Source organism: Catenuloplanes indicus (assembly GCF_030813715.1).
GTDB classification, from domain to species: Bacteria; Actinomycetota; Actinomycetes; order Mycobacteriales; family Micromonosporaceae; genus Catenuloplanes; species Catenuloplanes indicus.
In genome coordinates, this window is record NZ_JAUSUZ010000001.1 from 6,540,827 (window position 1) to 6,564,970 (window position 24,144).

The 24,144-nt window shown below is 73.4% G+C and carries 19 protein-coding genes; 12 read left to right on the plus strand and 7 right to left on the minus strand.

Going from position 1 to position 24,144, the window contains the following annotated elements; genetic code table 11:
• Positions 1–8: 8 nt before the first annotated feature.
• Positions 9–182, minus strand: a complete 174-nt coding sequence (locus tag J2S42_RS29710) for a hypothetical protein (protein ID WP_307244369.1) — start codon at positions 180–182, stop codon at positions 9–11.
• Between the two features lie 254 nt (positions 183–436).
• Here J2S42_RS29710 and dxs point away from each other — a divergent pair, with 254 nt between their 5' ends.
• Complete coding sequence (dxs, locus tag J2S42_RS29715) at positions 437–2,380, plus strand: 1-deoxy-D-xylulose-5-phosphate synthase (RefSeq protein ID WP_307244371.1); 1,944 nt, start codon at positions 437–439, stop codon at positions 2,378–2,380.
• A gap of 44 nt (positions 2,381–2,424) precedes the next feature.
• On the opposite strand, the gene J2S42_RS29720 is transcribed toward dxs, so the two are convergent.
• A complete protein-coding gene (locus tag J2S42_RS29720; protein ID WP_307244373.1) occupies positions 2,425–3,909 on the minus strand; it encodes a pectate lyase in 1,485 nt (494 codons plus the stop codon).
• Positions 3,910–4,114: 205 nt separating this feature from the next.
• Here J2S42_RS29720 and J2S42_RS29725 point away from each other — a divergent pair, with 205 nt between their 5' ends.
• The 7 genes from J2S42_RS29725 to J2S42_RS29755 all read left to right on the plus strand — a co-directional run bounded on the left by J2S42_RS29725 (position 4,115) and on the right by J2S42_RS29755 (position 12,261).
• A complete protein-coding gene (locus J2S42_RS29725; protein ID WP_307244374.1) occupies positions 4,115–5,386 on the plus strand; it encodes a hypothetical protein in 1,272 nt (423 codons plus the stop codon).
• An 18-nt stretch (positions 5,387–5,404) separates the two neighbouring features.
• Positions 5,405–6,721 (plus strand): outer membrane protein assembly factor BamB family protein, encoded by a 1,317-nt coding sequence (locus J2S42_RS29730; RefSeq protein WP_307244376.1) that lies wholly within the window; start codon positions 5,405–5,407, stop codon positions 6,719–6,721.
• Complete coding sequence (locus J2S42_RS29735) at positions 6,718–7,989, plus strand: sensor domain-containing phosphodiesterase (RefSeq protein WP_307244378.1); 1,272 nt, start codon at positions 6,718–6,720, stop codon at positions 7,987–7,989. Before J2S42_RS29730 ends, J2S42_RS29735 begins: the two co-directional genes overlap by 4 nt.
• 17 nt (positions 7,990–8,006) lie before the next feature.
• Entirely contained in the window at positions 8,007–9,320 is a 1,314-nt protein-coding gene (locus J2S42_RS29740) for an outer membrane protein assembly factor BamB family protein (protein WP_307244380.1), read from the plus strand.
• A gap of 75 nt (positions 9,321–9,395) precedes the next feature.
• A complete protein-coding gene (locus J2S42_RS29745; RefSeq protein WP_307244382.1) occupies positions 9,396–10,073 on the plus strand; it encodes a response regulator transcription factor in 678 nt (225 codons plus the stop codon).
• The gene (locus tag J2S42_RS29750) at positions 10,070–11,212 is read left to right on the plus strand and encodes a sensor histidine kinase (RefSeq protein ID WP_307244384.1); all 1,143 of its coding nucleotides are present in this window, start codon (positions 10,070–10,072) and stop codon (positions 11,210–11,212) included. The genes J2S42_RS29745 and J2S42_RS29750 overlap by 4 nt, the downstream gene beginning before the upstream one ends.
• Positions 11,213–11,310: 98 nt before the next feature.
• On the plus strand, positions 11,311–12,261 hold the full coding sequence (locus J2S42_RS29755) for a hypothetical protein (protein ID WP_307244386.1): 951 nt from the start codon (positions 11,311–11,313) through the stop codon (positions 12,259–12,261).
• A 178-nt stretch (positions 12,262–12,439) separates the two neighbouring features.
• Here the strand turns inward: J2S42_RS29755 and J2S42_RS29760 are convergent, their stop codons facing one another.
• The 5 genes from J2S42_RS29760 to J2S42_RS29780 all read right to left on the minus strand — a co-directional run bounded on the left by J2S42_RS29760 (position 12,440) and on the right by J2S42_RS29780 (position 19,699).
• Complete coding sequence (locus J2S42_RS29760; RefSeq protein WP_307244388.1) at positions 12,440–14,119, minus strand: DUF2637 domain-containing protein; 1,680 nt, start codon at positions 14,117–14,119, stop codon at positions 12,440–12,442.
• 226 nt (positions 14,120–14,345) lie between these two features.
• The gene (locus J2S42_RS29765) at positions 14,346–16,412 is read right to left on the minus strand and encodes a 3-hydroxyacyl-CoA dehydrogenase NAD-binding domain-containing protein (protein WP_307244389.1); all 2,067 of its coding nucleotides are present in this window, start codon (positions 16,410–16,412) and stop codon (positions 14,346–14,348) included.
• Positions 16,413–17,606, minus strand: a complete 1,194-nt coding sequence (locus J2S42_RS29770) for a thiolase family protein (RefSeq protein WP_307244391.1) — start codon at positions 17,604–17,606, stop codon at positions 16,413–16,415.
• 132 nt (positions 17,607–17,738) lie between these two features.
• A complete protein-coding gene (locus tag J2S42_RS29775) occupies positions 17,739–19,061 on the minus strand; it encodes an HRDC domain-containing protein (protein WP_307244392.1) in 1,323 nt (440 codons plus the stop codon).
• A 68-nt stretch (positions 19,062–19,129) separates the two neighbouring features.
• Positions 19,130–19,699, minus strand: coding sequence for a DUF3000 domain-containing protein (locus tag J2S42_RS29780; protein WP_307244394.1), 570 nt, complete (start codon positions 19,697–19,699; stop codon positions 19,130–19,132).
• A gap of 164 nt (positions 19,700–19,863) precedes the next feature.
• On the opposite strand from J2S42_RS29780, the gene hemE reads away from it, so the two are divergent.
• The 4 genes from hemE (at position 19,864) to hemQ (ending at position 24,109) form a co-directional block, all read left to right on the plus strand.
• Positions 19,864–20,940: a uroporphyrinogen decarboxylase gene (gene hemE, locus J2S42_RS29785; protein ID WP_307244396.1), complete on the plus strand. Its 1,077-nt coding sequence runs from the start codon at positions 19,864–19,866 to the stop codon at positions 20,938–20,940.
• Between the two features lie 8 nt (positions 20,941–20,948).
• Complete coding sequence (locus J2S42_RS29790) at positions 20,949–21,443, plus strand: flavin reductase family protein (RefSeq protein WP_307244398.1); 495 nt, start codon at positions 20,949–20,951, stop codon at positions 21,441–21,443.
• 489 nt (positions 21,444–21,932) lie between these two features.
• Positions 21,933–23,411 (plus strand): protoporphyrinogen oxidase, encoded by a 1,479-nt coding sequence (gene hemG / locus J2S42_RS29795; RefSeq protein WP_307249115.1) that lies wholly within the window; start codon positions 21,933–21,935, stop codon positions 23,409–23,411.
• Entirely contained in the window at positions 23,408–24,109 is a 702-nt protein-coding gene (hemQ, locus tag J2S42_RS29800) for a hydrogen peroxide-dependent heme synthase (RefSeq protein WP_307244399.1), read from the plus strand. Before hemG ends, hemQ begins: the two co-directional genes overlap by 4 nt.
• The last annotated feature ends 35 nt before the right edge of the window (positions 24,110–24,144 follow it).

Below are 24,144 nucleotides of genomic sequence, written 5' to 3' on the forward strand. Positions count from 1 at the left end.
GGCCTCGCTCAGCCGCGGCGGTCGCGGAGGCGGATCCAGATGATCACCGGGATCGCGATCGGGGCGAGCAGCACCGCCAGCAGCCCGATCGCGATCATGCCGAGCACGTGCGCGGCGCCCGGCGCGCCGCGCAGGTCGCGCGGGACCGGGTGCGGGTCCCAGCCGGGCTGCTGGTCACTCATGGAACGCGTCTCCTGCGACGTGCGCGGCGTGATCGGCCGCCGGCTGGGCAGGGGGAGGTTCGGTGAAGGTTGCGAGGACGACTGGGCGTTCATGAAACCGACCTTCTGCATAAAAGCTCCGGCTCATCGTACCTCTTTGGGTGTTTTGTAGGTTTTTGGTCATCCGGTCGGGTGATGCGGGTCGCGGCTGCTGTTGATCACGCCATGGTCTCGGATCGCGGGACAGGTGCCCCCTGCCATTAGACTGGCGCGTCATGAGCGTTGAAGAGGATCAGGTCACCGACGGCCGCTTGCTCAGCTCCGTCACCGGGCCGCAGGATCTGAAGCGTCTGACGGCCGACGAGATGTCGGTGCTGGCGGCGGAGATCCGCGACTTCCTGGTGGCGAAGGTGTCCCGCACCGGCGGGCACCTCGGACCGAACCTCGGCGTCGTGGAGCTCACGCTCGGCATGCACCGCGTGTTCGACTCGCCGCGCGACCGGTTCCTCTTCGACACCGGCCACCAGGCCTACGTGCACAAGATCCTGACCGGGCGTCAGGACGGCTTCGACCTGCTGCGCCAGCGCGGTGGACTTTCCGGCTACCCCTCGCAGGAGGAGAGCGAGCACGACCTGATCGAGAACTCGCACGCCTCGACCGCGCTCTCCTACGCGGACGGCATGGCGAAGGCGTACGCGTTGCGCGGCGAGGACCGGCACGTGGTCGCCATGGTCGGCGACGGCGCGCTCACCGGCGGCATGTGCTGGGAGGCGCTGAACAACATCGCCGCCACCGACAACAAGCTGGTCATCATCGTCAACGACAACGGCCGGTCGTACGCGCCGACCATCGGCGGCCTCTCCGACCACCTGGCGACGCTGCGGCTCAACCCCGGCTACGAGAAGGTCCTGGACCTGGTCAAGGACTCGCTCGGCGCGACCCCGGTGGTCGGCAAGCCGGTCTACGAGGTGCTGCACGCGGTCAAGCGCGGCATCAAGGACGCGGTCGCGCCGCAGTCGATGTTCGAGGACCTGGGCCTGAAGTACGTCGGCCCGATCGACGGCCACGACCAGGCCGCGGTGGAGACCGCGCTGCGCCGCGCCAAGGGCTTCAACGGGCCGGTCATCGTGCACGCGGTCACCAAGAAGGGCTTCGGCTACCGCCCGGCCGAGGAGGACGAGGCGGACTGCTTGCACGGCCCCGGTAGCGCCTTCGACCCGGAGACCGGGAAGCTGCTGGCCCCCGCCTCGGTCAAGTGGACCCACGTCTTCGCGGACGAGCTGGTCGCGATCGCGGACGAGCGGCCGGACGTGGTCGGCATCACCGCGGCCATGGCGGAGCCGACCGGCATCGCGAAGCTGGCCCGCAAGCACCCCGAGCGGGTGTACGACGTGGGCATCGCGGAGCAGCACGCGGCGACGTCCGCGGCCGGCCTGGCGCTGGCCGGGCTGCACCCGGTGGTCGCGGTCTACGCCACGTTCCTGAACCGGGCGTTCGACCAGGTGCTGCTGGACGTGGCGATGCACCGGCTGCCGGTCACGTTCGTGCTGGACCGGGCCGGCATCACCGGACCGGACGGGCCCAGCCACTACGGCGTCTGGGACATGTCGGTCTTCGGCGTGGTCCCGGGCCTGCGGATCGCGGCCCCGCGGGACGCGGCGACGCTGCGCGAGGAACTGCGCGAGGCGATCGCGGTCGACGACGGGCCGACCATCCTGCGCTTCCCGACCGGCTCGGTCGCGGCCGACCTTCCGGCGCTGCGCCGGGTCGGCGGCGCGGACGGCGTCTCCGGCGGGGTGGACGTCCTGGCCGAGCACGAGTCCGCCAAGGACGTCCTGATCGTCGCCGTGGGCGCGTTCGCGCACCTGGGCGTGGAGGTGGCCGAGCGGGTGGCCGCGGAGCAGGGCTACGGCGTGACCGTGGTCGACCCGCGCTGGGTCCGCCCGGTGCCGATCGAGCTGGTGGCACTGGCCCGCGAGCACCGTCTCGTGGTCACGCTGGAGGACGGCGTGCGCAACGGCGGCGTCGGCGACGCGGTGGCCAAGGCGCTGCGCGACGCGGAGGTGGACGTGCCGCTGCGCGACGTGGGCGTGCCGAACGACTGGCACGCGCACGGCACGCGGGCGCAGATCCTGGCGGATCTGGGGATCACGGCGCAGGACGTGGCGCGTGACGTGGCGGCGTGGGCGTCCCGGGTGGTTCCGGCCCGTACCCACTGACGGTTTCTGATCGGAAAGGGCCTCCTCGTGGGGGCCCTTTCGCGTTACTTGAAGGTCACGTCCGAGGTGGTGTATTTGCAGGTGGTGCCGTCGGGGCCGGAGCCGGTCTTGGTGGGTTCCTTGCCGGTGGAGTTGCCGGTGAAGCGGGTGCAGACGTCCATGGTCTTGTCGCCGACGATGGTGACGTTGCGGAAGGTGGCGGTGTCGCCGTAGTTGGCGTTGACGCCGGCGAGCAGGTCACCGGGGGCGGTGGCCTTCACGTTCTCGACGACGAGAGTGCGCTTGTACTGGGTGGAGCAGTTGCCGCAGGAGCGGTAGAGCTTGCCGAAGTCGGCGACCTGGAAGTTCTTGATGGTCAGGGTGCCGCCGCCGTTGTGCTGGAAGACCTTGTCGTCGGCTTTGCGGGCGCCGCCGCCGTCGACGGTGAAGACGGCGTTCGCGCCGCCGCGGAAGGTGGCGGCGTCCTCACCGACGTCCTCCCACCAGACGTTGATCAGGGTGCAGGTCCCGGCGCAGTGCACGCCGTCCGCGGCCGGGGAGCCGAGGATGACGTTCTTCAGCGTGGCGCCGTCGGCGAGATCGAAGATCGGGTCCTGGCCCTCGTCCTGCCCGGACCCGCCGAGCGCGCCGGTGCCGTAGTAGCGGGCCATGCCGCCGTCGAGCGTGCCGGTGACCTTGACCGAGGCGGCGACCGGCTTGCTGCCGGTCGCGGTCGGCCACGGCGCGTCCGGGCTGGTCGAGCCGCCACCGGTGGCCGGCGGGACCGTGGTCGGGCTCGGTGCCGCGCTCGCGGTCTTGCTCGGCGTCGGGCCCGCCGTCGTCGGAGCGGCGGCCGGTGCCGAGGCCGTGGTGGCCGGCGCCGCGGTGGTCCTGGCCGGGGTGGGTTCGGTGGCGGAGCCGGCCGTGGTGGCGAGCACGTCGTCGAACGACGCGGACGCCCGCGACGTGACCAGGCCGAGCCGGCCCTTGGCCGTGACCGTGCCGGTGCCGGAGCCGACCGGCGTGCCGTCCACCCAGCCCTTCACCGTCGTGCCGCCGGCCTGGATCTGCAGCGTGTGGAACGTGCCGGTGGGCGACGTGACCGGCACCGAGCCGAGCACCGTGACCGCGCTGCCCTTGACGGTCTGCAGCTCCGCCGTGCCGGCCGAGGTGAGCACCAGCCGGTAGAGCGTGGTCGGCCCGGAGGCACGGGCCGCCACGCCGGCGAAGCCACCGGCGCCCACCTCGACCACCTTGACCCGGGCCTGCACCGCGTAGTCGGTCCAGGACGCGTCACCGGCGAAGACGCGGGCCGCCTCGCTGGCCGCCTTCGACTGCCGGTAGGCCTTGGAGCCGTCGTCGACGACCGACCAGTCACCGCCCGACCTGGACCAGCCGCTCGGCGTACCGGCCTCGAAGTCCTCGGTGAACAGCGTGGACGCGTTCGCGGACGGCACGGTCAGCGCGACCGCGGCGGCCGCGATCCCGGCGACGCCGGCCGCGGCGAGACCGGCGTACAGGCGCCGTCTCCGGGGTTTCCCTGTGGGCATTTCTCCTGCTTCCTGCGATCCGTGGGCACGGCGCGTCAGCCGCTGAAGGGGGCGGCCGTGGGCGTGCGCTCGTGACAAGATCAAGAAACCACGCGCGCGCGGCGGACTCCATTGGCCCGCGGTTAGTTGTCCCTTAAGTTCTCCTTCGCACCATCGGATCCGTTACTTTCGATGCGATGTCATCCGCGGGCGGTACATTCGGCTCGTGCCCGCTGAGGTGACCATTGACCTGGGTGTTCCGGCCGATGGCGAGCCGGACGGGCCCGGGGCCACGGACGAGCCGGGACCACGGTCGCGCGCGGCGGCCGCGGTGGTGCTGGCGCTGCTGCTCGCGTTCACGGCCGCCGGTTCCGCGCCGATGAACGACTCCGGGTGGCGGGCCGGGCAGCTGCCGCTCGCGGCCGGTGACGACTTCGCGCTGGCCGCGGATCTGCTGGTGGTGGCCGGTCGGTCGACGGTCACGGCGTACCGGGTGCCGATGTTGACCGTGATCTGGACGCTGCCGGTGCCGGCCGCGGAAGGCTACTCGCTGACCGCGGCCGGCGACCTGCTGGTGATCGGCGCACGCAACGGCGTCGGCCGCCAGCAGGAAAGCCTGGCGGTGACCGCCGCGACCGGACGGCTGCGGTGGCGGCACCCCGGCCGGCTCGTCCCGGTGCCCGGCTCGGACGTGCTGCTGGCCGTCTCCGACGTGCGCAGCAGCTCCGGCTCGGGCCGCCGGGTGACCGGCACGATCGAGGGGATCGACACGTTCGGCATGCGCCGCTGGGCGCTGCGGCTGCCGTCCAGCGCGGTCGCGGCACCGCTGCCGGGCGGGGAGTTCCTGCTGGTCCACGACGACGGCACGACGCAGATCCGGCGCGCGTCCGACGCGGTGCCGCGGGCCACCGGTGAGCTGCCGCCCGCGGCGTACGCGCCGGACAACCCGCGGCTGGTCGGCGGCACGATCGTGCTCCGGCACCCGGGCGACAACACCAGCCGGATCAGCGGGTACGACGGGCGGACGCTCGCGTATCGCTGGTCGCGCACGGTCGGCGGACTGCAGAGCGTGGACGAGTGCGGCGTCCTGCTCTGCCTCGGCACCACGATCGGCGTGCGCGCGCTCGACCCGGCGGACGGCTCCAACGCGTGGGTCAGCCAGTCCTGGCGGCGCGCGCTCAGCTGGGGTGATCTGACCGTGGCGTACGGGCGCCCTACCGGGGTGGACGCGGAACTCGCGCTCGTCGAGCCGATGACCGGCGGGTCACTGCTCGACCTCAGCGCGTGGCAGCAGGTGACTAGTGTGACGGATGACGTCGTGTTGGCTCACCCGGACGCGGCTCGCGGCGTTACGCTCGTCGCCACGGTGGCCTCCGACCGGCGGTCGGTGCGGGTCCGGGGCGCGATACCCGCGGCCTCGGGCGGCTGCCGGGCCGGTGGCGGCGTGCTCGCCTGCCGGCAGGGCGGCGGGATCTTGGGAGTGTGGGCGCTTGACTGAGCGCGGGGGTGCGCCGGCGTGATCGAGCTGGACCTGCGGGCGGATCCGGTGTACGAGACACCGGCGCCGCGGGACTGGATACATGGATCACGCTGGGTGGCTGTCGTGATCACGCTATGTCTACTGGCGACGGTGGCCGCGTCCGTGCCGCTGCACCGCGCGCTGAGCCTCACCGGCGCGGTGACGGTGCCGGCCGGCACCGACTACACGCTCACCGACCGGCGGCTGTACACGATGCAGAACGGGCGGGACCCGGTCGTGTCCGCGTTCACGCTGACCGGTCAGCGGCTCTGGCAGGCGCGCTCCCGGTTCACCGGCGACGTGTCGTTCCAGGAGGCCGGCGACGTGCTGCTGGTCACCGGCGTCAACCGGTCCGGGCGGCCGGAGACGCTCGGCGTCGACGCGCTCACCGGCGCGCAGCGATGGACCCTGCCCGCGCAGGTGGTCCCGCTGGCCGACGGGCGCACCGGGCTGATCACCACGCCGCTGTTCCACGGTGACGTACCGTCCGGCGGGGGTGTGGTCATCGCCCCGGCCGACGGCAGGGTGATCAGCGTCGCGCCGACGTCCACCGCGCTGCGGGCGGTCGACCTGACGGACGGCCGTGACCTCTGGAGCGGGACGTTCGGCGGCAGCGCGCGCCGCAGCACGCTGCCCGGCACCGCCGAGGTGGTGGTCGCGGAACCGGCCGGCGTGCGGGTGCTGGACGCCCGGACCGGCGCGGTGCTGAGGTCGGTGCCGCTGGACGGCGGATTCGCCATCGACGAACTGCTGGTCTCGCAGCAGCTGATCATCGTGCAGCAGGCGCGGCGCGGCGGCGGGCACACGTACGCGTTCCGGCCGGACACGCTGGACCAGGCGTGGCGCATCCAGCTCCCCGGCAACATGGCGCTCGGCTACGGCTGCGACGACGTGCCCTGTGTGACCGACATGTCCACGGTCGGCGTGCTCGACCCGGCGACCGGCGCGGTGGCGTACCGGATCCCCGCGGCCACCCTGCTGCGCCTCGGCGGCCACACGCTGATCAGCCCGCAGTCCACCGGCCTGGACCTGAGCGTCGTCACCGCGCCGGACGGCACGGCCACGCCGCTGCCCGGTTGGAAGTTGCTGCTGCCCAACCTCGGCCCGGCCGAGCGGGCCACCGCGCCCGCGCTGCTCACCCGGGTGGGTGACGGGCGGGCCTGGCTGGCCACGCTGGACCGGGCCGGCACCCCGAAGGAGCTGGGCAGCCTCGCACCCGAGATACTCGATTGCCAGTCCGCGTCGGCCACGGTCGCGTGCCGCACCGGACGGCAGGAGATCAAGACCTGGCAGCTGCGGGGGGTACGGCCGTGACCGTCACCGGCTCGCCGCGCGCCGCGCGGACCGTCGGCGAGATCATCGACGCGCGCGCGGTCACCACACTCTTCCAGCCGCTGGTCGACCTGGAACGCCGCGAGCCGGTCGGCTACGAGGCGCTCAGCCGCGGCCCGGCCGGCACGCCGTGGCAGGCGCCGATCGCGCTCTTCGAGGCCGCCCGGGAGATCGGCCGGGCCGCCGAGTTGGACTGGATCTGCCGGGTCCGGGCGTACCAGGCGGCGCTCGCGGCCGGGCTTGACGACTCGATGACGCTGTTCGTGAACATCGAGCCGATGGCGCTGCGCACGCCCTGCCCGGACGACCTGTTCCCGGCCACGGTCGCGGCGCAGGGGAAACTGCGGGTGGTCACCGAGATCACCGAGCGGGCCATCGCCGGTGACCCGTCCGCGTTGCTCAGCACGGCCGCGGCCTGCCGGGCCGTCGGGTGGGGCGTGGCGTTCGACGACGTCGGCAGCGACCCGGCGTCGCTGGCGCTGATGCCGCTGGTGCGGCCGGACGTGGTCAAGCTGGACATGGGGCTGCTGCACGACCCGCACCGCGCCGAGGTCGCGCACGTGGTGAACGCGGCCATAGCCTACGCGGAGCGGACCGGCGCGGTGATCCTCGCCGAGGGCATCGAGACCGAGGAACACCTGGAACTCGCCCGGACCATGGGCGCCACGCTCGGGCAGGGCCTGCTCTTCGGTCCGCCGGCGCCGCTCCCGGCACCGTCCGTGACCTGCGGGACCAGCGTGCCGCTGCTGCCGGCGGACGGGGTGCCGCCGGTGGCCGTACCGCCGCGGTCGCCCTTCGAGATCGTCGCCGCCGCGAAACCGGTGCTCCGGGCCACGAAGGCGCGGCTCGCGCCGATCAGCCAGTTCCTGGAGTCGAAGGCGCGCGACGAGGGCGAGCCGCCGGTGCTGCTCGCCTGCTTCCAGGAGGCCCGCTTCTTCACACCCTCGATGGCGCAGCGGTTCGCGGACACGGCCACCACGGCCGCGTTCGTCGCGGTGCTCGGCGTCGGGCTGGACGAGCGGCCCGCGCCCGGCGTACGCGGCGCCCGGCTCAGCGAGGACGACCCGCTGCGCGGCGAGTGGAACGTGATAGTGGTCGGGCCGTACTTCGCGGCCGCGCTGACCGCCCGGGACCTGGGCCTGAGCGGGATGACCGAGGAGGAACGCCGCTTCGAGTACGCGCTCACCCACGACCGGGAGCTGGTGCTGGAGGCGGCGCGGGCACTCATGTACTGGATATCACCGGCCTGACGGTCTAAGACTGTCTGATGGTCTCCATCGATCTCGGCGTGGTCTCCGACCTGCGGCCCGAGCCGGCCCCGTCCGTGCCGCGCCCGCCCCGGACCCGCCGGGCGATCGGTGCCGTGCTCTGCCTGGTGCTGACCGGTGCGTTGCTCGGCGGGTCGGCACGGCCGGCCGCGAACGTGCTGCCCGAGGTGCGGGTGCCGATGAAGCCGGCCGACGCGTTCTTCCTGGCCGGGGACCGGCTCTACGTGGTCAGCCCGCAGACCGGGGCGTCCGGGCCGACGAACCGGACCATCTCCGCCTACACCGCGCCCGGCGGTGAACCGGTGTGGCAACGGTCGCTGATGCTCGACGGTGTGATCAACGGGATCACCGCCGCCGGTGACGGGCTGCTGCTGCACCTGAGCAGCGCGGACTACACCGAGAGGATGCTGCTGCTGGACGCGGGGACGGCCGTGCCGCGGTGGAGCGTCGAGGCGGCGTGGCCGCTGCTGTTCGACGGGGACACCATGGTGATCAGCTCGGCGGGCGATGCGCTGACCTGGCGGGCGGTGCGCATCGCGACCGGCGAGCAGCTGTGGCGGCGGGAGTTCCCGGCCGGGGCGTTCCTCCTCTGGGCGAGCTCGGGCGACGGGCAGACCGTCGTGGCGCTCCCGGACGACCGGATCGAGTTGTGGGACCTGCGCGCCAACCGGCTGCTGGCCGGCACCCGGGTACCGGACACGGAGTCGGTCACCGTCACGGACGGCGTCGTGCTGGCCATGACGTACGGCGTCGGCGGCGTCGACGTGGTCGCCTATTCCCGGGCGGACCTGCGGCGGCTGTGGCAGCGCGAGTTCCCCCGCGGGTTGCTGCACACCGCCGGATGCGGCGTCCAGATCATCTGCACCTCGGACGAGGAACGGGAGCGCATGGTGGGGATCGACCCGGCGACCGGGGACCGGATCTGGGAGCAACCGGCGTTCGGCTGGTACACCGAGATCGGGCCGATGCTGCTGGCCGAGGGGGACATCCGGCACGAGGGCGGCGGCACGGTCGTCGACAGCGGGCCGATCGTGGCAATGGACAGCCGGACCGGCACGACGATCCGGGACTTCGGGCGCTGGCGGCGGATCCGGCACGAGGAGGTGCCGGCCGCGCGGCGCACGATCGTCGCGCACTTCGACCCGCTGGCGAACACCGCGCTGGTCGCCGAGATCGACCTGGACCGGATGGCGCTGCGGGTGCTCGGGCGGGTCCGCGGCGTCGGACCGGACTGCACCGTCCAGCGGACCGTGATGACGTGCATGATGCTGGACAACTCGGTCGGCATGTGGAACCTGCCGGTCGCCTCCTGACCGCTCCTCACGGCGGTTTAACATCCGGGCTGGTTGGCTTCGGGGCAGTGCGGGTCGAACGGGATTGGCGGGATCATGCGGGTTCTGGTCGTCGAGGATGAGCGGAACCTGGCCGACGCCATCGCGCGTGGCCTGCGCCGCAAGGGCATGGCGGTGGACGTGGCCTACGACGGCACCGCCGGGCACGAGATGGCGTTCGTCACCCGCTACGACGTGGTCGTGCTGGACCGCGACCTGCCCGGCGTGCACGGCGACCAGATCTGCGCCGACCTGGCCGCGTCCGGCGCGCTCACCCGCGTGCTGATGCTCACCGCCAGCGTGACGATCGCGGACCGGGTCGAGGGACTGCAGCTCGGGGCGGACGACTACCTGCCCAAGCCGTTCGCGTTCGACGAGCTGGTCGCGCGCGTGCAGGCGCTCGGCCGCCGCGCCACCCCGCCCGCGCCGCCGGTGCTCAGCGCCGCCGACCTGGTGCTCGACCAGGCCCGCCGGGTGGTCACCCGGGCCGGTGGGCTGCTGCAGCTGACCAACAAGGAGTTCGGTGTGCTGGAGGAGCTGCTGAAGGCGCGCGGCGCCGTGGTCTCCACCGAGGAGCTGCTGGAACGCGTCTGGGACGAGAACACCGACCCGTTCACCACCACCGTACGGGTCACCATGAACACGTTGCGCCGCAAGCTCGGCGACCCGCCGCTGATCGAGACCGTGGTGGGGGCCGGCTACCGCATCGCGTCGTTCTCGGACGCCGCGTCATGAGCCCGCTGATGCGGCCCACGCTGCGGCTCCGGCTGACCGTGCTGAACGGGATCCTGCTGGTCGGCGCCGGCGCGATCATGCTGGTGCTGGCCTGGATGCTGATCGACAACGTGCTGCACCCGGCCGACTCGCTGCTGCCCGGCACCGAGGTGGCGCTCGCCGACGGCAGCCGCCTCCCGGTGGAGGTCTGGCAGGACCGGATGGTCGCGAGCGCGCGCGCCGAACTGCTGGCCAAGGGCCTGCTCGCGCTGATCGCGATCGGCATCGCCGGGGTTGCCGGTGCGTACGTGGTCGCCGGCCGGGCACTGCGCCCGCTGCACCGGGTCACCGCGACCGCGCAGCGACTCGGCGGCGAGACGCTGGACCAGCGGATCCGCTACTCCGGCGCGAACGACGAGGTCGCGGAGCTGGCCGCCACGTTCGACGCGATGCTGGACCGGCTCACCGAGTCGTTCGAGTCGCAGAAGCGCTTCGTGGCGAACGCGTCGCACGAGCTGCGCACGCCGCTCGCGGTGATGCGGACCGAGATCGACGTCACGCTGAGCGACGACGAGGCGGACATCCAGGAGTACCGCCGGATGGCGATGGTGGTGCGGGACGCCTCCGAGCGCGCGAACGGTCTGGTCGACGCGCTCCTCATCCTGGCCCGCAGCGAGGCACAGTCGGGACGGCGGCTGGCTCGGAGGGTGCCGTTCGACCTCACCGACGGTGTGCACGCCGCGCTGTCCGCGCAGAAGAACGAGATGGCCCGGCTGAAGCTGGACGTGGCCACGGACCTGCGGCCGGCCGTGGTGGCCGGTGATCCGGGGCTGCTGGAGCGGCTGGCCGGCAACCTGATCGAGAACGCGGTGCGATACAACCACCTGCACGGGCGGCTGTGGGTGCGCACCGACGTACCGGCGCCCGGCGTGGTTCGGCTGGTGGTGGGCAACACCGGCTTCGAGGTCGACCAGGCGGACGTACCCGGCCTCTTCGAGCCGTTCCGCCGAGGCGGCCGGGAGCGGACCGGTGCGCGCGGCAGCGGCCTCGGGCTGTCGATCGTGAACGCGGTCTGCGAGGCGCACGGAGCCACGGTCGGCGCGGTGGCGCAGCCCGGCGGCGGCCTTGAGGTGACGGTGACGCTGCCGGGCGCGGTGTAGCTTCCGGCGGTCAGCGTCCGGCGGCCGATCGGTCACGCTGTCCGGCGGTTATCCACAGGCCTGGTGGCACGCCCGCCGCGGACGGCAGCGTAGATGACGTGTTCGATGGATGGGTCAAGCGGCAGCGCGGCGTGGTCGCGCGCTGGCAGGCCCTGGCCGGAGGCTACACCCGGTCGGGGATCGAGCGGCAGCTGATCGACGGGCAGTGGCGGCGGCTCGCCAACGGGGTCTACGCGACCCGGCCCGGCAGCCTCTGCCGACGGGGTGAGTTCTGGGCCGCGGTGCTGGCGGCCGGCAACGGCGCGCTGCTCAGCCACTACTCGGCCGCCGAGGTCCTCGGCTGGACCGCGGGCGGCCTCGGCCCGATCCACATCACGGTGCCGGCCGGCCGGCACCCGCAGGAGATGCCCGGGGTGGTGATCCACCGGTCTCGGCGCGCGGCCTTCGTCCGCCATCCCAGCCGTTCTCCGCCGGTGACCCGCGCCGAGGAGGCGGTCCTCGACCTGTGGGAGGTCGCGGCGGACCTGGACGAGGCGCTCGGCTGGGTCGCGGTCGCCTGTGGCATGGCCTCGACCTCGCCGGAGCGGCTGCTGGTCGCGTTGCAGTCGCGGCTGCGGGTGCGGTGGCGGGTCGCCTTGATGGCCGCGCTGCGGGACGTCGGGTTCGGCTGCCGGTCCCTGCTGGAGCTGCGGTACCTGCGCGACGTGGAGCGCGCGCACGGGCTGCCGGAGGGGGAGCGGTGGCCGTGCGGGGACCGTTCGCCGCGCGAGGTGCCGCCGGAGGAGGTGACCAACGGGGTGGTGCTCTACCCGGCGTTCGGCACGAGCGTCCATCTCGGGAATCGGAAACGGGACGGTGCGGCCGAGGGTTCGCCCCCGCGGACGTCGTCGGACGGGACACTACAAGGAAGGGTGTTGCGCTATGCCGAGGCGGATGTGCTGGAGCGACCGTGTCATGTCGCTGACGAGGTGGCGGAGGCGCTGCGCCGGCGCGGCTGGCGGCGCTATCCCCGCAGCTGTTCTCCGTCGTGCGGCGCACTCACCGCGTGACACCGGCGCCGATCGCGCGGGCGAGACCGGCGGGCGCCGCCGGCCTCGCCGGTCCGGCAGACGTGACGGATCAGCTCGGAGCGACAAATCAGGTATGCGCCACGGGCCGGGCGAGGGCGGCGCACCGGGCCGGCGTGACCGCTCGGGTCGGCGTGACCGGTCGGGCGTGGGTGGCGGATCAGGCCGTCCGCGTGTCGGTGACCCGGCGAACCTCGCGGAGGCGGCGCGGGGTGATGCCGAGCTGGCCGGCCACGGCGGCCTCCGAGATGCCGGGGTGGCGAGCCTCTATGTCGGCGGCCAGCGCGGCCGTCTCGGCCGTGGACCGGCGAGGGCGGGCGGCACCGGTGCCGTTCGGCGCGGTGCCGTTGTGCCCGGTGCCGTTGTGCCCGGTGCCGTTGTGCTCGGTGCCGTTGTGCGGGATGCCGGCCGCGTCCGCGGTCGGCGTGCTGTCGTTGCCGTCAGCGCGGGTGCCGGTGACGCGGCCGGGGCCGGTGCGGGCGGTGACCCGCCCCGTGGCGGTCTGCCGGGTGGCCGAGGTGGCGGCGGACGTGCGGGCCGGTGTGCGGGTCGCGGCGGTCTCGGCGCGCGGCGCGGGCGGCCGGGATGGCTGTCCGTTCTGGCGCGGCTCGTCCGGATGGCTGTTCCCCGGCGCGACGGAGGGCCCGGGGACCAGCGCGCCCGAGCCCGCGTCATCCGGCCCGGTCCCGCGGCCGGTCAGCGAACCGCTGGCCGCGGAGATGCCCGCGCGGCTGCGCGGGCTGGCGCCGCCGCGCACGCCCCGGGCCACCGGGCGGCCGTTCAGCGCGGCCTCGACGGCGGCGGCCACGTCGGAGGCCAGCATCGGCTGGGAGCCGGTCGTGGTGAGCGGATCACGATCGCGGCGCGCACCTGCGGCCACCGCCATCGCGCCCCCGGCGGCGAGGCGGTCGGCGGTGCGCCGCCGGTCGGCCGCATCGGTCAGGTGGTGATCGTCGGCGGCGTAGCCGTGCTCCGGCACCGCGCCGGTGAACTGCGAATACGTGTCGGCGGACGCCGCGGCACCGGTGAGCGGGCGCGGCACCAGCGCCGCGATGCCGGGGACGTCGTCGTCGGTGAGCCGGTCACGCTCGCCGAACCACTCCTCGCCCGCACCCGAGTGCGGGGCCCGTACCACGGGAGCCGATGTGTCCGTCCGCCCGCGCGCGCCGATCGGGGCGGCGGTGTCCGCGCCGGGCCGGGCGGTCGGAAGCCCGTCCGGTCCGAGCACCGGCTCGCCGTCGGCCGCTCCTGCGGCGGTTGCGGCGGCGGTGCCCGCGATGGCCGCCGTGTCACCGACGGTTGCGGTACCTGCGATGGCGGCGGTGGCTGCGGTCCCGGCCGCGGAGGTACGCACGGCGCCGGCGGCGGTCGGGGTGCCCGCGGTGGCAGCGGTGCCGGCCGCGGCTTCCGCGGCGGTGGCCTCGGTGGCCGCGCGCTTCGCCGCCTGCGCCTCGGCGATGCGGCCGCCCAGCTCGATCAGGCAGATGGAGGCGACCACGATCAGGCCGTCCACCGAGATCGGCAGCAGATAGGCGCTGGCACCGGTCTCGCCGTACTTGGCGGCCACCCCGGCCATGTGCCAGTAGGAGATCCAGGCCGCGATGCCGGCGATCGCCGTCGTCGCGACCATCCGGATGAACGCCAGCGACCTCCGGTGCACGGGGACGCGCGAGATGAGTTCGACCGTGAGCAACAGAGCGAAGGGAGGCCAGGCGGCGATGGCTTGGCTGATCGGATTGTCGACGGCATGCAGAACGTTGGCGACCACCGAGGCGGCGACACCCAGCAGCAGGGTTGCGCGAACGGCCCAGCGGATGCGGAGAAGCTGGGGGAGGGTCACCGGTATCGCTCCATTCGTCGGCGACAAGATCCGTGATTATGTCGCAGACATCCTGAACCGAGAATGTTTCCTGACCGAGTATCTCCGGAACGTTCGGCGTGTCGCTCTTGACGAACTCGGATATCGTCACCTTCCGTTCCATCGTGGAGTCTTGCGTGGGTCGCCGGACGACGACCGCCCGCCTCCGCGCCGGTGGCGTGGAGACGGGCGGCCGGAAGACCGTGCGTCAGGCGAGCGAGGCCGTGCCCTTCGGCAGGAACCGCCGCCCGGTGACCGCCTCGGACGTGCCGGTGCGGTCCAGGTACGGCGTGATGCCGCCGAGGTGGAACGGCCAGCCCGCGCCGAGGATCATGCACAGGTCGACGTCCTGTGCCTCCGCGACCACGCCGTCGTCGAGCAGGGTGCGGATCTCCTCGGCCAGGCCGTCGAGCACCTTCTGACGTACCTCGTCGGCGGAGAGCGGCGCGTCACCCACGGTCAGCAGCGCGGTGACCGCCGGGTTGACCTCGTCGTCCACCAGCAGCGGCAGGCGGGCGTCGGCGAGCGCCTTCAGGTTCGCGCTGAGCGGGAACCGGTCCGGGAACGCCGCGTGCAGCGTCTCCGTCACGTGATAGGCGATGGCCGGCCCGACCAGCTGCAGCAGCGCCAGCGGCCGCATCGGCAGGCCGAGCGGGTCGATCGCCGAGTCCGCGACCTCCAGCGGCGTGCCGGCGTCGATCGCCGACTGGATCTCCGACAGGAAGCGGACCAGCACCCGGTTGGCGACGAACGCAGGCGCGTCCTTGACCAGCACGCAACTCTTCCGCAGCTGCTTGCCGACCGCGAACGCGGTGGCCAGCGCCGCGTCCGAGGTCTGCTCACCACGGATGATCTCCAGCAGCGGCAGCACCGCGACCGGGTTGAAGAAGTGGAAGCCGACCACCCGCTCCGGGTGCTCCAGGTCCGCGGCCATCTCGGTGACGGACAGCGAGGACGTGTTCGTGGCCAGCACCGCCTCCGGGGAGACGATCTTCTCCAGCTCCGCCCACACCTGCTTCTTGACGGACAGCTCCTCGAAGACCGCCTCGATGACGAAGTCGGCGTCCGCGAAGACCGACCGGTCGACCGAGCCGGTGACCAGCGCGCGCACCTTCGCCGCGGTGCCGGTGTCCATCCGGCCCTTGCCGACCGCCTTGTCGATCTCGGCGTGCACGTACGCGACGCCCTTGTCGACGCGCTCCTGATCGAGGTCGGTCAGCACGACCGGCACCTGCAACCGGCGCGCGAAGAGCAGCGCCAGTTGGGAGGCCATCAGACCGGCGCCGACCACGCCGACCTTGGTGACGTCCTTCGCGTGGACCGACGACGGCGCACCGACCGGCTTCTTCGCGCGGCGCTGCACCAGGTCGAACGCGTACAGGCCACTGCGCAGCTCGTCGCTGAAGATCAGGTCGGCGAGCGCCTGGTCCTCCAGCGCGGTGCCCTCCGCGAACGAGGCGCCCTTCGCGACGCCGATCAGCTCCAGCGCCCGGTTCGCGGCCGGGACCGCGCCGTGCAGGCGCTTGTCCAGCATCGCCTTCGCGAAGTAGAGCACGCCGTCCCACGAGTCGCGGTCGACCTGGGGACGCTCCACCGTGACCGTGCCGCCGACCACGCCCGCGGCCCAGGCCAGCGACCGCTCCAGGAAGTCGGCCGGCTCCAGCAGCAGGTCCGCGATGCCCATCTCGGTGGCCTGCTTCGGCTTGAGCATGCGGTTCTGCGTGAGCGGGTTCTGGATGATCACCGTGGCCGCGTTCGCCGGGCCGATCAGGTTCGGCAGCAGCTGCGTGCCGCCCCAGCCCGGTACCAGGCCGAGCGAGACCTCGGGCAGCGCCAGCGCGGCGGCGCCGGACGAGAGCGTGCGGTAGTGGCAGTGCAACGCCAGCTCCAGGCCGCCGCCCATCGCCGCGCCGTTGATGAACGCGAACGTCGGGACCGTGCTGTCCTTCAGCCGCGCGAACACGCGGTGCCCGAGTCGGCCCAGCTCCAGCGCCTGCGCGTGCGTCTCGAGCAGCGGCACGCCGGTGAGGTCCGCGCCGACAGAGAACACGTACGGCTTGCCGGTGATCGCGATGAACGCCGGTTCGGCCGCGAGCGCCTGGTCGATCGCCTCGGACAGCGACGCCAGGCCGCCCGGGCCGAACGTGTTGGGCTTCTTGTGGTCGAACCCGTTGTCCAGCGTGATCAGCGCGACCTGGCGGTCGACGCCCGGCACCCGGATCAGCCGGAGCAGCGACTTCGTCACGACCTCGGAGGGAAAGGCGATGTCCGTCATTTACTTGTCACCCTCCCAGGCGGGGTTCTCCCAGATGACCGAGCCGCCCATGCCGATGCCGATGCACATGGCGGTGATGCCGTACCGGACCTGCGGGTTCTCGGCGAACTGGCGGGCCAGCTGGGTCATCAGCCGGACACCGGAAGAGGCCAGCGGGTGGCCGACCGAGATCGCGCCGCCCCACGGGTTGACGCGCGGGTCGTCGTCGGCGATGCCGAAGTGGTCGAGGAACGCCAGCACCTGCACCGCGAACGCCTCGTTCAGCTCGAACAGGCCGATGTCCTCGATGCCCAGGCCGGCCTTGCGCAGCGCCTTCTCCGTCGCCGGGATCGGGCCGACGCCCATCACCTCGGGCTCGACGCCGACGTACGCGTAGGAGACCAGCCGCATCGCGACCGGCAGGCCCAGCTCACGGGCGACGTCCTCGGCCGCGATCAGTCCGGCGGTGGCGCCGTCGTTCAGGCCCGCCGCGTTACCGGCGGTGACCTTGCCGTGCGGGCGGAACGGGGTCTTCAGCGTGGCCAGCTTCTCCAGGCTGGTCTCGCGCGGGGCCTCGTCGGTGCTGGCCAGCCCCCAGCCGGTGGCCGGGTCGCGGACGGCCATGGTGACCAGGTCCGGCTGGAGCTTGCCGTTCGCGTACGCCTTGGCGGTCTTCTCCTGGGAGGCCAGCGCGAACGCGTCCGCGCGCTCCTTGGTGATCTGCGGCGCGCGGTCGTGCAGGTTCTCCGCGGTCGAGCCCATGACGAGTGCGGACGGGTCGACCAGCTTCTCCGCCAGGATCCGCGGGTTCGGGTCGACGCCCTCGCCCATCGGGTGCCGGCCCATGTGCTCCACGCCGCCGGCGATCGCCACGTCGTAGGCGCCCATGGCGATGCCACCGGCCACCGACGTCACCGCGGTCATCGCGCCGGCGCACATCCGGTCGATGGAGAAGCCGGGCGTGCTCTTCGGCAGGCCGGCCAACAGCGCGGCCGTGCGCCCGATGGTGAGGCCCTGGTCGCCGATCTGCGTGGTGGCCGCGATCGCGACCTCCTCCACGCGGTCCGGCGGAAGCTGCGGATTACGGGCCATCAGCTCCCGGATGCAGCGGATCACGAGGTCGTCGGCGCGGGTGTCGGCGTACATCCCACCCGCCTTGCCGAACGGAGTGCGGACACCGTCGACGAAGACGACGTCCCGGACTTGACGGGGCACAGCAGGCCTCCTCGCGAAATCATGTCGTGTGCGGCAATGCTACTCGTCGGTAACCAAAGGTCGCAGTCCGACGCCCCTATGGTCCAGGCCACACCTGGACCACCGCATGATTTCGCGAGGAAGCCCGTCAGCTCAGTCCTGTGCCGGCAGCGCCTCCGCCAGGCCGGTGGCCAGCAGGTTCACCTGCCAGTTGCGGGCGTTGTAGCCGCGCAACGTGTCGCCGACCGTCGCGACCGTGACCTCCTCCGGTGGCGTCCACGCCAGCCGGCGGATCGAGTCCGGCGAGATCAGGTTCTCCGGCGGCAGGTTGTGCTGGGCCGCGATCTGCAGCACCACCTCGCGGCAGCGGGCCAGCCGGGCCGCGGCGGCCGGATCCCGATCGGCCCACCGGTGCGGTGGCGGCGGGCCCTCTATCGGCGGCGAGACCGGCAGCTCCGCGTCGGGCAGCGCCCGGGCCTCGCGCAACGCCTCCAGCCAGGTCTTGGCCAGCCGGCGCACCGAGCGCCCGCCGAATCCGGGCACGGTGAGCAGCGTGCGCTCGTCCTGCGGGTCCAGCTCGGCCGCCGCGACGATCGCGGCGTCCGGCAGCACGCGGCCCGGTGCGGAGTCCCGGCGGGAGGCGACGGCGTCCCGGGCGTACCAGAGCGCCCGGACCCGCGCCTGGGCACGCTGGCCGCGGATCCGGTGGATGCCGGAGGTGCGCCGCCACGGGTCGGTCCGCACCTTCGGCGGCTGCCCGCCGGAGGCGACCAGTGCGGCGAACTCCTCCGCCGCCCACTCGGCCTTACCCTGACGCTGCAACTCCTCGGCGAGCACGTCGCGAAGGTCGGTCAGCATCTCCACGTCGAGCGCGGCGTAGGTGAGCCACGACTCCGGCAGCGGACGGCTGGACCAGTCCGCGGCCGAGTGGTGCTTCTCCAGCGAGTAGCCGAGCAGCGATTCGGTGAGCGCGGCCAGGCCGACCCGCTCGTACCCGCCCAGCCGGGCCGCGAGCTCGGTGTCGAACAGCCGGCGGGGACGCAGGCCGAGCTCGGCCAGGCAGGGGAGATCCTGGTTGGCGGCGTGCAGCACCCACTCCGCGTCGGCGATCGCCGCGTCCAGCGCACGCAGGTCACCGAGGGGCAGCGGGTCGATCAGCACGGTTCCCGCGCCGGCCCGGCGCAGCTGCACCAGGTAGGCACGCTGGCTGTAGCGGTAGCCGGAGGCGCGCTCCGCGTCGACCGCGACGGGCCCGGTGCCGGCGGCGAACCGGGCGACGGCGTCGTCCAGTTCCTTGCCGCTCTCCACGGGCTTCGGCGTGCCGTCTCGGGGCACGAGCAAAGGGACCGCCCCGCCGGGGGAGGGGTCGGGCCTCACGTCTGACTCCGCCGCCGGGCGGTCGTCGGCTGGGTTGTGCGGTCCGTCCCCTGCCTGGCGTTGCGCGTCCCGACGGTGCAGGGGTGATTCGTCGGTCACCTTGTAACCCTACGGGTTGCCGGACGTTAACCCGTCGCTGCGCCTGCGTCGGCGCGTCGGAACGCGCATCAGCGGCCGAACGGGGAGATGGCGGTCACGCCCGGCGGCGGCAGGCCGGCCGTGGAGGAGAGCAGCGCACACCAGCCGAGGAGATGGACGGTGAGGGCGTGTTCCGAGTCGTCGAGCGGGGTCCAGGACGCCCGCAGCTCGATGTCGGCCGTGGCCGGCGGCCCGGCCAGGTCGCCGAACCGGGTGGAGGTCGTCTGCGTGACCGTGCCGGCCAGCGCGGCGTGCGTGGCCCCCTGGGTCTCCAGCGCGTCGGTCAGCCAGGTCCAGGCCACGGCCGGGAGCAGCGGGTCCGCGGCCAGCTCCGGTTCGAGCTCCGCGGTGACGTAGCTGACGAGCCGCAACCGGCCCTGCCATGCCTCGTGACCGGCCGGGTCGTACAGCAGGACGAGGCGTCCGGTCGCCACCTCGTCGCCGTCGCGCAGCACCGTGGCGCTCAACGCGAACGCGTAAGGAGCCAGCCGCTGAGGGGCGGTGACCTCCTCCAGCAGGATCTCCGGGCGGGGGGTGGCGGCGCGCAGGCCGGCTACGGCACGCGCGAACGTCTCCGGGAGAACGGTCGAGGGTGCCATGCCCGCAGCCTAAGCGCGGGCCTTACGCGTTCGGCGCCCGGCACGCCGGGGCCATCGGCGTCGATCGTGTCGCGGCCGTGGGTCGTGCGTGGTCCCGGTGACGCCCCGGCGAGCCGTCAGGTGTGCCGGAACCGGTTGCCGCCAGGCGTGCGAGCATGGAGGGGATGACGACCACAGCATCGGGCGCCACCCGCGCCTCCTCCCAGGTCCCGGCCACCGCAGACTCCGCGTTCGTGCGCGCGGCCCGGGGCGGGCCGGTGCCGCACACACCCGTGTGGTTCATGCGTCAGGCGGGCCGGTCGCTCCCCGAGTACCGCAAGGTCCGCGAGGGCATCCCGATGCTGGAGTCCTGCCGCCGGCCCGAGCTGGTGGCGGAGATCACGCTGCAGCCGGTCCGCCGGCACGGCGTGGACGCGGCGATCTTCTTCAGCGACATCGTGGTCCCGATCGCGGCCGCCGGCATCGATCTGGAGATCGTGGCGGGCACCGGCCCGGTGATCGCCGAGCCGGTCCGCACCGCCGCCGACGTGGAGCGGCTGCGGCCGATCACGATCGACGACGTCTCGTTCGTGGACCAGGCGGTCCGGCTGCTCACCGCCGAGCTGGGCGCGACGCCGCTGATCGGGTTCGCGGGCGCGCCGTTCACGCTGGCCAGCTACCTTATCGAGGGCGGGCCGTCACGCACGTACACCCGCACCAAGGCCATGATGTACGGCGCCCCCGACCTGTGGAACGCGCTGCTGGACCGGCTCGCGGACATCACGCTCGAATTCCTCCGGGTGCAGGTCGCGGCCGGGGTCTCCGCGGTCCAGCTCTTCGACTCGTGGGCCGGTGCGCTGTCCGAGGCGGACTACCGCCGGCACGTGCTCCCGCACTCCCGGAAGGTGCTGTCCGGGCTGGCCGGCGCGGGCGTGCCGCGCATCCACTTCGGCGTCGGCACCGCGCTGCTGCTCGGCGCGATGGGCGAGGCCGGGGCGGACGTGGTGGGCGTGGACTGGCGCACGCCGCTGGACGTCGCCGTGACGCAGATCGGCGCCGGCAAGGCCGTGCAGGGCAACCTCGACCCGGCTGTCCTCTTCGCACCGTGGCCGGTCGTCGAGCAGCACGTGCGCCGCATCCTGGACGAGGGCCGCGCCGCACCCGGTCACGTCTTCAACCTGGGCCACGGCGTGCTGCCGGACACCGACCCGGACGTGCTGACCCGCGTCGTCGAGCTGGTCCACACGGTCTCCGCACGGTAACCGCGGCCATGGTGGAGCTGCCGCGGGTCCCCGACGACGAGCCGGCGCTGCGTGCCGCGTTCTCCCGGTTCCCCAGCGGCGTCGTCGCGGTCGCGGCACTGGTCGACGGGGCACCGGCCGGCATGTCGGCCAGCTCGTTCACGTCCGTCTCGCTCGACCCGCCGTTGGTCTCGGTGAACGCGCACGTCAAGTCCGTGACCTGGGCCCGCCTCGCGGACCGGCCGCGCCTCGGGCTGAGCGTGCTCGGCGAGGACCAGGCGGACATCTGCCGCCGCCTCGCCACCCGCGGCCTCGGCGACCGCTTCGCCGGCGTCCCCTGGGCGGCCACCGGCAGCGGCGCGGTCTTCGTCGAGGGCGCGACCGCCTGGCTGGAGTGCGAGATCACGCAGCGCGTGCCGGCCGGCGACCACGAGATCATCGTGCTCGGCCTGCACGCGGTCGCCACCGTGCCGGACCGCCCGCCGCTGATCTTCCACGCGAGCGCCTTCCACCGCCTCGCCTGATCTCCCCCGCTTCCTCGCGTGCTCCGGCCGCGCGCACGGCGCCGCCCGGGGAATCGACCACGAACCCGATGTCCCGCTTCCGGCGTGGTGCGGCCCGCATGCTCGCGCGGGCGAACCGGGCGGTCCGCTCATCTCCGCTGGCCCCGTTCGCTCCCCGCCGCGGAGCCGGTTCCGCGGGGCAAGATCGGCGCGGGTTCCGCCCGATGGCCGCTTCCGTGCCGCGGGTCCGATCAGAACCCGAGGTCAGTGCCGTGATCACCGCAACCGGGCGCGGTCCGATCGGTCACGGTGATTCCGGGTTGTCCACAGGCCTGGTGAGGCATGGGTGGCGCCGGGCAAGGTGGATTCGTGGTCGCGGAGCGCCGGTGACGCATGCACCGTTGTGACGCGGTCGTGTCCGGCCACCGGTGGCCGGGAGGGCGAAGGTCAGGTGGGAGATGGGCCACCCGGCCCGGTGAGTCGGCGAGGCGAGGTGGCAGGCTGGTGAGCATGGGCAACGAGCGGGTCGCGGTGGTGGGCGGCGGCATCGCGGGGCTCGCGGCGGCGCTGCGGCTGCGGGAGCGGCTGGGGCCGGGCGCGACCATCACGATCTTCGAGCAGGGCGCGGTGCTCGGCGGGAAGCTGCGCACCGGGGAGCTGGCCGGCGGGCCGCAGGAGCTGGGGGCGGAGACGTTCCTGGCCGGCGATCCGGGCGGTGGCGAGTCCGCGGCCGTGTCGCTGGCCCGGCGGGCCGGTCTGGGCGACCGCCTGGTGCATCCCGGCACCACGCAGGCCGCGCTGGTGATCGGCGGCACGCTGGCCGACATCCCGGGCGGGACGCTGATGGGCGTTCCGGAGGACGCGGCACAGGTCGCGTCCGTGGCCCGGGTCGTCGAGGAGCGCGACGCCGATCAGGGCCGGCCGCTGCTGGCCGACGGCGAGGACACGGCGATCGGCGCGCTGATCCGCCGCCGGTTCGGCGACGAGGTCGTGGACCGGCTGGTCGATCCGCTGCTGGGCGGCGTCTACGCGGGCCGCGCCGACGAGCTCTCCCTGGAGATGACGGTGCCCGCGCTGGCCCGCGCGGCGCACACCGAGCGCACCCTCACCGCCGCGGTCAAGGCCGCCAAGGCCGCTTCGGCACGCGCCCGGGCCGCGCGCACCGGGAGCGGCAACGGCGCTGCCGGGCGGCCGGGTGGACCGCCGATCTTCGCCACGGTGGACGGTGGGCTGACCCGGCTTGTGGAGGCGGTGGCGGACGCGGCGAAGGCGGAGGTGCGGCTGGGGCTGCCGGTGCGGGCGCTGGAGCCCACCGGTGACGGCGGCTGGGTGCTGACGGTCGGTGCGGCCAACGCCGGTGACGCCGCGGAGCGGCACCGGGCGGACGCGATCGTGCTCGCGGTGCCGGCGAAGGCGGCGGCGCGGCTGCTGACGGGTGTGGACGCGAGCGTCTCGGGCGTGCTCGGCCGGCTGGACTACGCCAGCATCGCGCTGATCAACATGGCGTTGCCGGCGGCGGCGCTGCCGAACCTGTCGGGCCTGCTGATCCCGCCGGTCGAAGGGCTGCTGATCAAGGCGGCGACGTTCTTCGGCGTGAAGTGGCCGCACCTGCGACGGGCGGACGGCGTGGTGCAGGTGCGTGCGTCGGTGGGCCGCCACGGCGAGGAGCATCTGCTGCAGCGGGACGACGCCGAGCTGGTGACGGCCGCGCACGCGGAGCTGTCGCGGCTGCTGGGCGGCGCGCTTCCGGCACCGGTGGACACGCTCGTGCAGCGGTGGGGCGGGGCGTTGCCGCAGTACGCGCCGGGGCATCGAGCACGGATCACATCGGCCCGGGAAACTCTCCGGGCCGCGCATCCGACCATCGCGCTGGCGGGTGCGGCCTACGACGGCGTGGGCATCCCACTCTGCGTGCGGTCCGGTGAGAACGCGGCCGACGACGTGGCGGACGTTGTGAAAGCAAGCGACATGAGCAGGGAGAACGCATGAGCGATCAGACGAACGCGGCGCGGATCAAGGAACTGAACGCGAGCATCCGCTACACGATGTGGTCCGTGTTCAAGGCCGAGACGCCGCTGCCGGCGCTGCGCGACGACGTGAGCGCGGAGGTGGACGCGCTCTTCGAGCAACTGGAGGCGAAGGGCGTGGCGATCCGGGGCACGTACGACGTGTCCGGCCTGCGCGCGGACGCCGACCTGATGATCTGGTGGCACGCGGAGTCGAGCGACTCGCTGCAGGAGGCGTACTCCCTGTTCCGTCGCACCGCGCTGGGCCGGCACCTGAGCCCGGTCTGGTCGCAGATGGCGCTGCACCGGCCGGCCGAGTTCAACCGCAGCCACATCCCGGCGTTCCTGGCCGGCGAGGAGGCCCGGCCGTACCTGTGCGTCTACCCGTTCGTGCGGTCCTACGAGTGGTACCTCCTGCCGGACGAGGAGCGGCGCGACCTGCTGCGCGAGCACGGGCAGATGGCGCGCGGCTACCCGGACGTGCGGGCCAACACGGTCGCGTCGTTCGCGCTCGGCGACTACGAGTGGATGCTGGCGTTCGAGGCGGACGAGCTGTACCGGATCGTGGACCTGATGCGTGACCTGCGCGCGTCCGGGGCCCGACGGCACGTCCGCGAAGAGGTGCCGTTCTACACCGGCCGCCGGCGCTCGATCGCGGAGATCGCCGCGTCCCTGCCGTAACACGGCGACGGGGGTACGGGCGGGACCCCGTACCC

What these genes read in the sequence shown, in the direction of transcription:
- J2S42_RS29710 (WP_307244369.1), bottom strand. Translation starts at nt 182, where the DNA reads ATGAGTGACCAGCAGCCCGGCTGGGACCCGCACCCGGTCCCGCGCGAC.
- dxs (WP_307244371.1), top strand. Translation starts at nt 437, where the DNA reads ATGAGCGTTGAAGAGGATCAGGTCACCGACGGCCGCTTGCTCAGCTCC.
- J2S42_RS29720 (WP_307244373.1), bottom strand. Translation starts at nt 3,909, where the DNA reads ATGCCCACAGGGAAACCCCGGAGACGGCGCCTGTACGCCGGTCTCGCC.
- J2S42_RS29740 (WP_307244380.1), top strand. Translation starts at nt 8,007, where the DNA reads ATGGTCTCCATCGATCTCGGCGTGGTCTCCGACCTGCGGCCCGAGCCG.
- J2S42_RS29745 (WP_307244382.1), top strand. Translation starts at nt 9,396, where the DNA reads ATGCGGGTTCTGGTCGTCGAGGATGAGCGGAACCTGGCCGACGCCATC.
- J2S42_RS29750 (WP_307244384.1), top strand. Translation starts at nt 10,070, where the DNA reads ATGAGCCCGCTGATGCGGCCCACGCTGCGGCTCCGGCTGACCGTGCTG.
- J2S42_RS29765 (WP_307244389.1), bottom strand. Translation starts at nt 16,412, where the DNA reads ATGACGGACATCGCCTTTCCCTCCGAGGTCGTGACGAAGTCGCTGCTC.
- J2S42_RS29780 (WP_307244394.1), bottom strand. Translation starts at nt 19,699, where the DNA reads ATGGCACCCTCGACCGTTCTCCCGGAGACGTTCGCGCGTGCCGTAGCC.
- hemE (WP_307244396.1), top strand. Translation starts at nt 19,864, where the DNA reads ATGACGACCACAGCATCGGGCGCCACCCGCGCCTCCTCCCAGGTCCCG.
- J2S42_RS29790 (WP_307244398.1), top strand. Translation starts at nt 20,949, where the DNA reads ATGGTGGAGCTGCCGCGGGTCCCCGACGACGAGCCGGCGCTGCGTGCC.
- hemG (WP_307249115.1), top strand. Translation starts at nt 21,933, where the DNA reads ATGGGCAACGAGCGGGTCGCGGTGGTGGGCGGCGGCATCGCGGGGCTC.
- hemQ (WP_307244399.1), top strand. Translation starts at nt 23,408, where the DNA reads ATGAGCGATCAGACGAACGCGGCGCGGATCAAGGAACTGAACGCGAGC.